This is a genomic window from Tenacibaculum xiamenense (assembly GCF_964513065.1).
GTDB lineage: Bacteria > Bacteroidota > Bacteroidia > Flavobacteriales > Flavobacteriaceae > Polaribacter > Polaribacter xiamenense.
This window is the reverse complement of record NZ_CAZEQU010000033.1, coordinates 457,480-469,866: the sequence shown is the minus strand read 5'-3', so window position 1 is coordinate 469,866 and position 12,387 is coordinate 457,480. Positions and strand designations below refer to the sequence as shown.

General features: G+C 30.8%; 9 protein-coding genes. 3 read left to right on the top strand and 6 right to left on the bottom strand.

The window, feature by feature from the left end; genetic code table 11:
* From ACKTTV_RS13080 to ACKTTV_RS13065, 4 genes are all read right to left on the bottom strand, one after another.
* The gene (locus ACKTTV_RS13080; RefSeq protein ID WP_408031292.1) at positions 1-2,988 is read right to left on the bottom strand and encodes an ELWxxDGT repeat protein; all 2,988 of its coding nucleotides are present in this window, start codon (positions 2,986-2,988) and stop codon (positions 1-3) included.
* Positions 2,989-3,414: 426 nt separating this feature from the next.
* Positions 3,415-4,503: a hypothetical protein gene (locus tag ACKTTV_RS13075; RefSeq protein ID WP_408031291.1), complete on the bottom strand. Its 1,089-nt coding sequence runs from the start codon at positions 4,501-4,503 to the stop codon at positions 3,415-3,417.
* Positions 4,504-4,901: 398 nt separating this feature from the next.
* Positions 4,902-5,333 carry a hypothetical protein gene (locus tag ACKTTV_RS13070; protein ID WP_408031290.1) on the bottom strand — a complete coding sequence of 144 codons (432 nt, stop codon included), beginning with the start codon at positions 5,331-5,333 and terminating at the stop codon, positions 4,902-4,904.
* 118 nt (positions 5,334-5,451) lie between these two features.
* Complete coding sequence (locus tag ACKTTV_RS13065) at positions 5,452-7,431, bottom strand: alpha-ketoacid dehydrogenase subunit alpha/beta (protein ID WP_408031289.1); 1,980 nt, start codon at positions 7,429-7,431, stop codon at positions 5,452-5,454.
* Positions 7,432-7,582: 151 nt separating this feature from the next.
* Here ACKTTV_RS13065 and ACKTTV_RS13060 point away from each other — a divergent pair, with 151 nt between their 5' ends.
* The 3 genes from ACKTTV_RS13060 to ACKTTV_RS13050 all read left to right on the top strand — a co-directional run bounded on the left by ACKTTV_RS13060 (position 7,583) and on the right by ACKTTV_RS13050 (position 10,692).
* Positions 7,583-8,320 carry a DUF6263 family protein gene (locus ACKTTV_RS13060; RefSeq protein ID WP_408031288.1) on the top strand — a complete coding sequence of 246 codons (738 nt, stop codon included), beginning with the start codon at positions 7,583-7,585 and terminating at the stop codon, positions 8,318-8,320.
* A gap of 234 nt (positions 8,321-8,554) precedes the next feature.
* The gene (locus ACKTTV_RS13055) at positions 8,555-9,463 is read left to right on the top strand and encodes an AraC family transcriptional regulator (protein ID WP_408031287.1); all 909 of its coding nucleotides are present in this window, start codon (positions 8,555-8,557) and stop codon (positions 9,461-9,463) included.
* Between the two features lie 107 nt (positions 9,464-9,570).
* Positions 9,571-10,692, top strand: a complete 1,122-nt coding sequence (locus ACKTTV_RS13050; protein WP_408031286.1) for a nuclear transport factor 2 family protein — start codon at positions 9,571-9,573, stop codon at positions 10,690-10,692.
* A 2-nt stretch (positions 10,693-10,694) separates the two neighbouring features.
* On the opposite strand, the gene ACKTTV_RS13045 is transcribed toward ACKTTV_RS13050, so the two are convergent.
* Both ACKTTV_RS13045 and ACKTTV_RS13040 read right to left on the bottom strand, forming a co-directional pair.
* Positions 10,695-11,579 (bottom strand): TIGR01777 family oxidoreductase, encoded by an 885-nt coding sequence (locus tag ACKTTV_RS13045; RefSeq protein ID WP_408031285.1) that lies wholly within the window; start codon positions 11,577-11,579, stop codon positions 10,695-10,697.
* A 194-nt stretch (positions 11,580-11,773) separates the two neighbouring features.
* Positions 11,774-12,337 carry a YdeI/OmpD-associated family protein gene (locus tag ACKTTV_RS13040; protein WP_408031284.1) on the bottom strand — a complete coding sequence of 188 codons (564 nt, stop codon included), beginning with the start codon at positions 12,335-12,337 and terminating at the stop codon, positions 11,774-11,776.
* Positions 12,338-12,387 lie beyond the last annotated feature (50 nt).

The window sequence follows — 12,387 nt, the reverse complement described above, 5'->3', positions numbered from 1 at the left end:
TTAATGATTTACAATTAGTTTTAAGGTTTCAATTTTATTATCTATTAAAAAAACTTTCACGAAATAAATTCCATCACTCAATTTATTAGTATTGTAGACAATACTAGCTACATTATTACTGAATTTTTCACGAATTCTTTTTCCTGATAAATCCCAAATCTCAATTTTTTCGATATTTGAATTTGTGGTAGATTCAATGGTGACTAAACTTTCTGCTGGATTTGGATAAAGTCTAGCGAAATTAAAATTGTTGTTTTCATTTATTGCATAATCATTAGTACTTAGAGTAGATGCATCAATGTCTGTTACGTAAAGCTCGTTACCACTAATGTCATTTCTGGCTCTAAAATATAAATGGTTAACTGTTGCTCCCATTTCTTCTATTGAATCATTATTTTCAAAATTTGGACCGTTTGGAATATTTATATCTAATTGCAATGGTAAATTTAGATTATCGTTAGTTATCCATATTTTATGCGGAAATGATTCGGCTAAGTAAAGAAGGTTGTTTTCATAACAGGTTAAATTTCGTATAAACAAGAAATCTGTTGTATCTGGTCCAGCGATTTGTTCAGTGATAATTCCATTAGTCCTCCATAATTCCTTTTCAGTTTTATAACTATTTTGCACTGGAAAATATACATAGCCACCACAAGTCATTATTAAGTCAATATCTAAATCAGGCATAGTAGGATGATTAGCTCCGTCAAATAATATCGCAGTTCCAGAAACTGTACCATCGGTTTTATAAATAGCTTTTCTAAAACTAGTAGGACTTTTTGCTACAAAATATAGTTCATCATTCAAAATTGTTGTAAACCTAATATCACTGTCTAAATTATCACCAAAAGACTGCAAATGATTAGTACCAGAGGCTGTACCGTCAGAAACCCAGACATCATGTGGACCATAAGTAGTTCCAGAGGTTTCTGCTACTATTATTAATTTATTATTAACAGCTTTTAAAACTCTCATATCGTTTAAAGTAATTATTTTACTTGTTCCAGAATCTGTTCCATCGGTAGTCCATAAACCTGTACCAGAACTATCATTGGCAATGAAATACACTTTGTTATTCAATGAGACAAACTCTCTTGCATAACTACCATAATTTGAGCCGCCTGTACTTATATCTTTAATCATAAATGTCCCAGTCGCGGTACCATCACTTTTCCATAGTTCAAAACCATGAACACCATCATTCGCATTGAAATAAAGAATATCATTAATGACTGTAAACTCTTGTTTATGGTTATGATTCTGCATACTGCTTTGATTACCAGTTCTTATATCTTTTACCATAAAAGTCCCGCTACTTGTTCCATCACTTCTCCAAAGTTCATAACCATGTGTACCATCAATTGCACTAAAATATAAGATACCATTTATTTCTTTAATTTCTGAAAGGTCGTCAATACAACTATATCCAGGATTTATATCCTTTACAATATGAGTCCCTTCAATTGTTCCATCGCTTTTAAATAATTGATTACCATATTCCTTTCCCCTTCCTCTGAAAAAAAGATTCCCATTAACATTAGTGAATTTACTTGGAAAACTACTGTTTGAATAATTTAAATCAGCAAAGAATGAGGTACCTGCAATTGTTCCGTCTGTAATCCATAGTTCATTACCATAAGTTTCATTTTCACCTGTTACTATAGTAGAATTATTGATGGTAACAAAATTTTCTTCTAAACCAGAAATATTACTGTCTGTAATATTCGATAATTCAAATGTACCATTTGACGAACCATCACTAACCCATAATGTTCTGTTTGAAGAATTAGAACTATTTGTGAAAAATAGCAGCTTGTTATTTACTTGGTCTAAATGAAATTTTTCAACCGATATGGATGAATTCCCATTGTTGATGTCTTTGAGTAAAGTTGTTCCATCTTCGGTTCCATTTGTTTTCCATATTTCAGTTCCATGAACATTGTCGTCTGCTAAAAAGTAAACTTCGTTATTATATGCTATATAACTATTATTGTATGATATACTATTAAAATTAGTGCTATTAATATTTTTAATCATTGAAGTACCACTTTCCGTTCCGTCACTTTTCCATAATTCAGTTCCATTTGTTCCATCATTAGCTTCAAAAATTATAAAATTGTTAATAGAGCTACCTTTTAATAAATTAGCACTTGAGTTAGAACCGACTCTTATATCTTTTACAATAACTGTTCCGTCTTCCGTTCCATCACTTTTCCATAATTCAGTTCCATTTGTTTCATTATTTGCAAAAAAATAGAAGAAGCCATTTAAAGTCAAAAATTGATTTCCACTATTTAATCCAGAATAATTTTGACTAATATCCTTTACCATAGTTGTTCCATCTTCCGTTCCATCACTTTTCCATAATTCAGTTCCATTTATTCCATCATTAGCTATAAAGTATATGCTATTATTAAAAACAAATAAATCACTTGGGTTTCCATTGCCATTTGGATTAATATCTTTTATCATTATTGTACCGGCTTCTGTACCATCACTTTTCCATAATTCGTAGCCATCATCATCATTTGTGGCAGTGAAGAATAACATCCCATTATAATCTATTAAATTATAAGGTCCATTATATGAACTGCTATTATTTGGAAGAATATCTTTAACCATTACAGTTCCTGTTTCAGTTCCGTCACTTTTCCATAATTCCGAGCCATGAATACCATCATCAGCTGTAAAATATAACGTGTTGCCAACGATAAGCAAGGAACTAGGGTTAGATGAATTTTGACCTTGTTTTATATCTTTAATCATCATTGTTCCCTCAGATGTTCCGTTTGAATACCAGAGCTCTCTCCCAAAGTTATTAAAATTACCATCTGTAGCTGTAAAATAAAATCCATTTTGAAAAACAGTAAATTTTTGAGGATTACTATCTTCATGGAAATTTAATTCTATTAGACTTGCATCAATAGTTTGTCCAATTATAAAGTGTACTGTAAAAATTAAAAATAAAAATGTAATTCTGTATTTCATAGTTCTTATATTTTGTTATAATTTGCCGTAACGTTCGGCTTATGGTTTGTTGTGTATTTAAATGTACATATTTTTTAAGTTAAACGCTAGTTTTATCAAAAATCACCTAACTATGGTTTAACAAGTAATAGCAATTAACTATACATTTTTTTAGTAAGTTTTTAATTTTTTAAAAATTCATAATTAAGGTCTCTAAAGATTACTTTTCTGGGTTTATTGAAGAACATTCTTCGATAGAAGTAAGTATTATAATTTTTTTAAATTTAAAATCAATTCTTGTTCCCGTAAGTCCATGTTTCAAACTCCATGTTCCTCAACTAATTACAATCTCCTTTGAACATAATAAAAGAGAAGCCATTTTTCTATCTATCTACTTTCTTTTTAGTTATTAAACCGCTATTATTTCTTATACATTGTTATCTGCTTTTATTCACAGCTATAATCATGTATCTCGTAGCTATAAACATTTGATCGAGTACTATTATTTCTTCTATATATATTATCTTCTCTTTTCTTTTTATTAGTTTTACAAGCGCCATATCCTTCTTTCATAACTCGAATTATGTAATTTTCACCAGATTTTATTTTGATTTTAATCTTTTTTGTCTTTGAAACTTTACCAACGTAAATCCAATTTTCACAATTATTACTTAATGTGGCTTTTGTTTTGTAAACATCATATTTGCAGTTTATTGATGAATAAACAACTTCTGTATAAGAAGAATTGATAACATCGTCTATTTCAATTGGTGGTGGAGGCACTTCTTCAATTTCTAAAGGTTTTATAGGTCCTTTAATTACTTTGAAATTTTTTAGGTGAAACATTTCATTTCGGTTGACAGGTGGTAAATTAAAAATATTGTTATTGATATTTTCTGGTTTAAAATGATTAGATATACCGAATAATTTTAGATTTTTAATTTTCGCATTAGCTCCTTTTCGATTTAAATAATTTTTATTTCCTCTGGAAGATAGTTTAATTCTATATCCATAATATTTATAAGGACCTTCTGAACCATCATCAAGAAAGTAAATTGGGGTTACTTTGGGAACATCCCAGTCACCTCTACCATCTATTTGATAATCAATCCCACATGCTTGATACCCGTAAGGGACAAAGAATTCAGTACTCCAAGAGCATGTACCGTTCCATTTAGATTCACAATATAGTAATGGTGATATATCAAAAGTGACCTTATCAGTTTCATCTGGAAATTCTTTTAAAGGAGCTGAATTTGACCAAGGTGCATGTCCATTTGCGCCTAAACAAATATCCTTTAAATATTTTTCAATTACCTCTTCTTCTGTTATCCCTAGGGAAATTGCTTGATAATAAAAGTCCGTCTTAGGTTTTAATTCTCTCATTATCATTTCTTTCAATTTAGAAACACCATATGGTTTACTGCAATAAAATTTAATAGTGTCCTCAGGTATTTGTGGTATACGTTGAGAAAAGGAATATGAATTAATTAAGAAAACAAAAGATGACAAAAAAAACTTTTTCAAACTACTCATGACTCAGAGCATTTTAGTTCTGCTAACTGTTTTGCTTGGGAGTCATTTGTAGCAGTCAAAGTTATTATTTTTCTGGTACCGTCAGATTTTTCGCATTGAAATACATAGTCATAATATCCTAAACTAGGGTTGTTAAATTTTTCTTTTTGAATACAGTTACACATATGAATACTTAATTTATTTTTTATTATTGCAGATAACGGTTTGGTTATGGTTAGTAAGAGATTAAAAGTAAATAAACTTTCGATTAAGCACTTAGCCAAACTTTTTATTTTGTTTTATCATGTCTTTTAAAGTCAAATCAAAAAGATTTAGCGGACTTGGTTTAAAGATAAAAACTTTGAGTTAAGCATCAAACCCCACATTAACTATAGCTATTGTTGGCAAATCGTTATCTTTTAGAATATCCAATTGATGGTTGTTATAAATCCAATTATTAAGAAAATAAATAAACCTATAATAATTCCAAAAATTAAGTAACCATATAATTTATCTTTCCAAGTTTCTTTATATTCAGGAAAAGATTCTCCGCTTTCAGTTTTTATTTTTCTTGTAAGAACTATATTTTCAAAGTAATAATCAGCATTTGAGTCAGTCCAGCCAATTTCCATTTCCAAATATTCCACTTCTCTGTTTTCAAACTTCCGATTCTCAATTTCAAGTCTAGCTTTCAATAATTCGGCAGAGAATAATTCAAGTCCTTGCTTATTTGCTTTTATACAAGTATTATATTCATCTCCATCTTGATGATAAAACCCAAAAAGAGCCTCTTCCTTTTTATTACTATCCTTTAATTCAAATATTATATTTTCTAATTCGTAATTAGTCACTTTTTAATGTTTGACAACTAGTTATATCCCCGCAAATATAGCCGTTATCCTGTATGTATTTTCGGATAACAACACATTTGGTATATTATTATCCGTAATTTATTGTATGGCTTGAATTTTAATATTTGGCTAAATTAATTAGCCCTTCTTTAAAACGTTCTTTCGGTAAATATTGTCGTTCAAGATTAGCAGCAAAAGGAATCGGTGTTTCAAGACTCGCAACTCTTTTCACAGGAGCATCAAGATATTCAAAGCAGTTTTCCATAATTAAAGAAGAAATATCACTTGAAATACTACCAAATAAAGAATCTTCTTGGTAAATAATAACTTTTCCTGTTTTCTTTACAGAGTTGAAAATAGCTTCTGTATCTAAAGGCTGCAAAGATCTTAAATCTATTAAGTCAACAGAAATTTCTTCTTCTAATGTATTTAAGGTATCTAGGGCCCAGTGAACTGTAGCACCGAAAGTGATAACCGTAATATCACTTCCTTCTTTTAGCGTGGCAGCTTTACCTAAAGGAAGCGTGTAATAATTCGTAGGAACATCGTCATAAATACTTCTGTACAGACCTTTGTGTTCAAAGAAGAGGACTGGATTTGGATCGTTTACAGCGGCAATTAGTAAACCTTTTGCATCTTGAGGAAAAGCAGGATAAACCACTTTTAAACCAGGGGTTTTGGTAAACCAAGCTTCATTGGTTTGCGAATGGAAAGGCCCCGCACCAACACCAGCGCCACATGGCATCCGTATAACAACATCAGCCTCTTGTCCCCATCGGTAATGAGATTTCGCAAGTAAGTTTACGATAGGATTGAATCCAGTGGAAACGAAATCTGCGAACTGCATTTCAACAACAGCTTTTATTTTTTGAATAGAAAGACCATAGGCTAGAGAAACAATAGCAGATTCACATATAGGAGTATTCCTTACCCTTTCTTTACCAAACAACTCCACAAAACCTTCGGTTATTTTAAATACGCCTCCATATTCAGCAACATCTTGCCCCATAACAACAAGATCTTTATGTTTTTCCATTGATTGTTTTAATCCTTCAGAAATAGCATCAATTAATCGAATATTGTTTTTTTCTGTTGCAGGAGAAGATGAAATCGCAATTTTATCTTTATAAAGATCCTTTATTTCATCTTCGATTGTTGATTCAATAATGGGTTCGTCGAAAGTTTTGTTTAGGTCTTCCTGAATTTGATGAGTCATTTCATTTTTGAATTGTTCATCTAAGTGTTCGGAAAGAATTTTTTCTGATACTAAGAACTCTTTGAAATTGGTAATAGGGTCCTTTAGAGCCCAGGAATCTAATAATTCCTTTGGAACATATTTTGTTCCACTAGCTTCTTCATGCCCACGCATTCTAAATGTTTTAAATTCGATTAAAATAGGTCTCGGATCTTTTCTAACACTTTCGGCAAGCTTTTGAACTTTAGTATATACTTCAATAATATTATTTCCATCAATAATATGAGATTCCATTCCATAACCAACACCACGATCAGCTATATTTTCACAATTATACTGTTCTGAAGTAGGAGTGGAGAGCCCATATCCATTATTTTCAACACAAAATAACACAGGTAGTTTCCATATTGAAGCTACATTTAAAGCCTCGTGAAAATCACCTTCACTTGTACCTCCATCACCAGTAAAAACGGCACAAACTTTTTCTGATGCTCTTAATTTGTTAGCAAGAGCAATACCACTGGCAATTCCCATTTGAGGACCAAGATGAGAAATCATTCCAATAATTTTATAGTCTTGTGTACCAAAGTGAAAACTACGATCTCTTCCTTTTGTAAATCCATTGGCTTTACCTTGCCATTGAGAGAATAATCGATACAAAGGAATCTTTCTTGTAGTAAAAACCCCCAAATTACGATGCATGGGTAAAACATACTCATCATTTTCTAAAGCAAGAGTAACTCCTATAGATACAGCTTCTTGGCCAATACCACTAAACCATTTTGAAATTTTTCCTTGACGCAGTAGAATAAGCATTTTTTCCTCAATTAATCTGGGTAAAAGCATGCTTTTGTATAGTTGTAAAAGAATTTCGTTGGGTAGTTGATGTTTGCTATAATCCATTGTTAAACTGTTGTTTATTTAGTTTTTCTCAAAACGTATTTGGAATAATACTATTCAAATGTGATTAAAAAAAAGATAGAATCAAAGTAGTAGGATACAATTTTTAATTTTTTTATTTCCGTATATTCGTGGCAATAAACTACAATTTAACATGATTAAAAAAATAACAGCCTTAGTTTTATTGTTTGTTTCAACAATTACTTTGGCACAAGAAAAAGTTCTATTACGTTTGAACTATGAAAAAGGAGAGTCTTATACAATGGACATGAAAATGAACCAAGTTATGGGGGCTGGATTGATGACAAATAAGATGAATATTGTTATGAATCAAAAGATAACTAGTGTAACAGGTGATTTATATAATGCAACTGTAAAGTTCGATAGAATGACCATGGATATGTCACAAGGAGGAATGAATGTATCCTATGATTCATCAAAAAAGGAATCTGAATTGGATGAAGCTGGAAAAGTGATGAAAACAAGAATGGATCCAACATTAAAAACGATTATTAGTATGAAAGGGAATAATTTAGGAGAAGTCTTGGAGTCAAAGGCGGAACCTAACATTCCAGGTGCTGGTGATTATGCAAATGAATCTTCAGTTGTTTATCCAAAACATAAAGTTGCAGTTGGTGATACTTGGACAATGTCGAAAAGCAAAAATGGATTAGATATGAACTTTGAATATAAAGTAAAATCTATTGAAGCAAATAACGTTGTTTTAGAAATTGGAGGTAAAGTAGCTGGAATAGGAGAAGGAGATATCAAAGGTAGTATGAACATCGATAGAAAATCGGGAGTTCCAATTAAATCAAATATAGACATGACAATTAAAGTTCAAGGTCAAGATTTAATAACGAATATGACTGTTACTTTTACGAAGAACTAAAATTATAATAATTATAATAAAAAAAGCTCAGAAGTACTTCTGAGCTTTTTTTATTTTAGCATATCTAAAAATATAGACTATTTCATAATTATAAACTAATTACTATTGAAAGAATCGATTCTTTTTTTCTTTTGTTCTCTTGGAGTTTTCAACGGCTTCTTGTTGAGTATGTATTTCCTGTTTTTTAATCGGGTAAAAAGGGTTCAAAATATGTTTCTAGGAGTTCTTTTGCTAATGTTGAGTATAAGAATAGGGAAGTCGGTATATATAGTCTTTACAGATAGGGAGGATGTGAATCTTTCAATATTACAAATCGGACTTTCAGGATGTTTCTTAATTGGAGTTTCATTATTTTACTATATAAAATCTTCTTTGGAAAATAAAGAAGCCATACCAATAGTATGGAAGCTTCATTATTTGGTGCTATTTTTAGTTATAGTCTCTATAGGAATTGTTTTACCGTACGAACTAAATCCAAAATTTTGGAAAAATTACTTTATTAAGTTTATTTACTTCTCTTGGGGAGTGTATTTACTGGCTTCTACTTTTGAAATTCGTCTAATATTGTGGCAATTGATTAAAAGAGAAAAGATATCGACTAAAGAGCAATGGCTAGCATCTGTTCTTTTAGGTAACCTCTTAATTTATGCTGCCTATATAGTAGGGTATTTTCATTTGTATTATGTTGCTACTTTAGTCTTTTCATTGGTGTTTTATGCTTTAGTAGTATTCCTTTTGTTTAAGAAAAATAGAAATATAATTTTTCAGGAAATTCCTGAAAAGTATCGTTCTAAAAAAATAGAAAAAGGAGAAGTTGAAATTTTAAAGAGAAAATTGAATGAGCTTATGCATGAAAAGAAGATATATAAGAATACTAATTTAAAATTGCAGGAACTTAGTAAACAATTAGGAATAACACCACATAAATTATCGCAATTGTTAAATGATAATATGGGAAAGAGCTTTGCTGAGTACCTAAATGAGTTGAAAATAACTGAAGCAAAAAAATTACTTACTGAGAAGAGTGATTTTACTTTAGAGGCGATCGGTTATGAAGCGGGTTTTTCTTCTAAATCAAGTTTTTACGCCACGTTTAAAAAAATGGTAGGAAAAACACCATCAGAGTTTCAAAAATCGGTTTAGAGGTAGTTATACGTCCACAATTATAATTCTAGACGCCTAAATTATAACTGAGAATTTAATTTTAAACATAGTTTTTCATTTTTGAATAGAACATAAAACTTAAAAAAATGAAACAAGTGTATTTTGTGATGTCACTCTTTTTTGTCAACTTAATTTTTGCTCAGAGTAACGAAAATCCCAATCTAAAATTAATAACAAACACCTTAAACCGATATATAGAGGGAAGTTCATATAACAACAGGGAACTTTTAAAAAGCGCCTTTGTGTCTGACGCCACATTGTACTTAACAACTAGATCTGGTTTTCAAAAGCTTTCGGTTGATCAATATGCAAACTTTTTCAATCCTGAGAAAAAAGAAGAGTTTAACGGTCGAGTAGGGAAAGTATTGGATATAAATACTTTCGAGGATATAGCACAGGCAAAAGTTGAAATTTTGTTCTCGAAAACAAATGTAGTTTATGTCGATTTATTTTTATTAAAGCAAACAGAATCAGGGTGGAAAATTATTAGTAAAACCGCCACACGTTTAAAAGAAAAAAGAAAAAAAGATAAGATTTTATTTATTGTGTCAAATGCCCATTTTTACGGAAACTCTGAATTAAGAACGGGGAATAGTTTTTCTGAAATAGTAAATGCATATGATGTTTTTACTAAGAATGGTTATGAAATAGATTTTGTTAGCCCAGAAGGAGGTGCAATTCCTTTAGCGTATGTTAACACTTCTGATGAGTTATCAAAGAAATATGTTTACTCACCTGATTTTATGAATAAACTCAAAACTACTTTAGCGCCAAATCAAGTAAAGACTTCAGATTATAAAGTGGTTCAATATATAGGAGGAGGGAGTTCAATGTTTGGTGTTCCAGAAAATAAAGAAATTGCTAAAATTGTTATGGATATTTATGAAAAACAAAATGGAATTATTTCTTCAGTGTGTCATGGAACGGCAGGTATTGTAAATCTTAAAACGAGCGATGGAGAATATTTAGTTAAAAATAAACGAGTGAATGGATACCCTGACGATTATGAACATAAAGACAGACCATATTTTAAAACATTCCCATTTTTAATTAAGAAAACAATTGAAGAAAGGGGAGGGATTTTTAAATTTTCTAAACCTAATACTCCTCATGTTGAAGTAGACGGTAGATTGGTTACTGGGCAGAATTATAAATCATCAAAACCTTTATCTGAAAAGATTGTTTCTTTACTCTCTGAAAACGAATAGATTTATTTCAAAAGGTTTTCTAAAGCTTCTTTTAAATCTGGAAACTCGAAGGTATATACGGATTCAATTTTATTTGCAGATATTCTACTTCCAGCCAATAATATGATTGATAATTCTCCAAGAACTGTTTTTAGAATGAAAGAAGGCACATTCAGTGGAAACAAGATTTTACCAGTAGCTTTTGCTAGTGCTTTAGTAAATGAAATGTTAGTTTGATGATTGTTGGTAGTGCAATTATATATTCCTGATAACCATGAGTTATTAATTGTTTTAGCGTATATTTTACAAAGATCATCAATATGGATCCAAGGGAAATACTGTTTCCCATTACCCAAAGCTGTTAAAAACAAGGGGGTGTTCATCTTAGAAAGAGCACCACCTTCTTTACTTAGAACAACTCCTGTGCGCAATATGGTAACAGGAATGTTAAGCGTTTCAAATTGTTTTGCTGCATTTTCCCAATCTATACAAACTTTAGAAATAAAGTCGTTATATGGAGCATCGTCTTCCTTAAAAATAGTATCAAAGGTATGAGCACCATAAAAGCCTATTCCAGAAGCTGAAATAAAGCCTTCTAGCTTAATATTTAATTTCTTTACATAATTGAATAAAAGATTGGCTGAGGCAACACGACTGTCAATAATTTCTTGCTTTCTTTTCCCACTCCATCGTTTATCAGCAATTCCTGCACCGGCCAAATGAATAATGTGGGTAATGTTTGCAAAGGCATTTTCATCGATTATTCCTTCCTTAATATTCCATGAAAACTCGTTTGCTTTTTTGGGATTTCTTGTTAAAATCGAAACTTCATGTCCTTTGCTTTTTAACAAGTTTTGTAGTTGCATTCCAACTAAGCCGGTTCCTCCAGAAATTAATATTTTGCTCATGTTACAAAAATACGAAACTTAACAGCGGTTGAGAAATTTATATGATTTGATAATTGATAAATGTATGAACATAAAACTTTATAATTTTAACTCAACACTCAACACTCAACATTCAACACTCAACATTCAACATTCAACATTCAACACTCAACATTCAACATTCAACATTCAACATTCAACATTCAACATTCAATTTACCGTGATTTCTGATTTAAAGCACACAATTCAATAATTTTTGTTATTCTATTTAGGCGTGTTTGCTCTCTTTTTGCTTGATTTAACCAATACAAATACCCTTTTTTATATGAAGGAGCGAAGTTTGTGTAATTTTCATATGCTTTTTTGTTGTTTTTGAAAGCGGTTTGCAAATCTTCAGGAACAACTAGGTTTTCAACATCGTCCAAAGAGCTCCATGATCCATCTTCTTTAGCCACGTTAATTTTAGACAGCCCTGATTCATGCATTAGCCCTTCTTTTATTAGCTCTTCGATATAGGTTTTATTAAGCTTACTCCAAACACTTTTTTTCTTTCTTGGAGAAAAGTATTGCTGTCGTTTTCCATTACCAAGACTTTTAACTGTAGAGTCTATCCATCCATAGCAGAGGGCTACTCTAACGGCTTCTTCCCATCTCATACTTGGTTCTTCACACTCCACTTTATAAAAGATTAAATAAATTCCATTGCTTTGATCGTAGTTTTTAGATAACCAATTTCGCCATTCGCTTTGTGTTTTAAAGTAAAATGTTTCTTTTATCATATGTTAGGTTAAAATAAACTTTATATGCGTTAAAAATATCATTTTAATAC

What these genes read in the sequence shown, in the direction of transcription:
- ACKTTV_RS13080 (WP_408031292.1), bottom strand. Translation starts at nt 2,988, where the DNA reads ATGAAATACAGAATTACATTTTTATTTTTAATTTTTACAGTACACTTT.
- ACKTTV_RS13075 (WP_408031291.1), bottom strand. Translation starts at nt 4,503, where the DNA reads ATGAGTAGTTTGAAAAAGTTTTTTTTGTCATCTTTTGTTTTCTTAATT.
- ACKTTV_RS13065 (WP_408031289.1), bottom strand. Translation starts at nt 7,431, where the DNA reads ATGGATTATAGCAAACATCAACTACCCAACGAAATTCTTTTACAACTA.
- ACKTTV_RS13060 (WP_408031288.1), top strand. Translation starts at nt 7,583, where the DNA reads ATGATTAAAAAAATAACAGCCTTAGTTTTATTGTTTGTTTCAACAATT.
- ACKTTV_RS13055 (WP_408031287.1), top strand. Translation starts at nt 8,555, where the DNA reads ATGTTGAGTATAAGAATAGGGAAGTCGGTATATATAGTCTTTACAGAT.
- ACKTTV_RS13050 (WP_408031286.1), top strand. Translation starts at nt 9,571, where the DNA reads ATGAAACAAGTGTATTTTGTGATGTCACTCTTTTTTGTCAACTTAATT.
- ACKTTV_RS13045 (WP_408031285.1), bottom strand. Translation starts at nt 11,579, where the DNA reads ATGAGCAAAATATTAATTTCTGGAGGAACCGGCTTAGTTGGAATGCAA.
- ACKTTV_RS13040 (WP_408031284.1), bottom strand. Translation starts at nt 12,337, where the DNA reads ATGATAAAAGAAACATTTTACTTTAAAACACAAAGCGAATGGCGAAAT.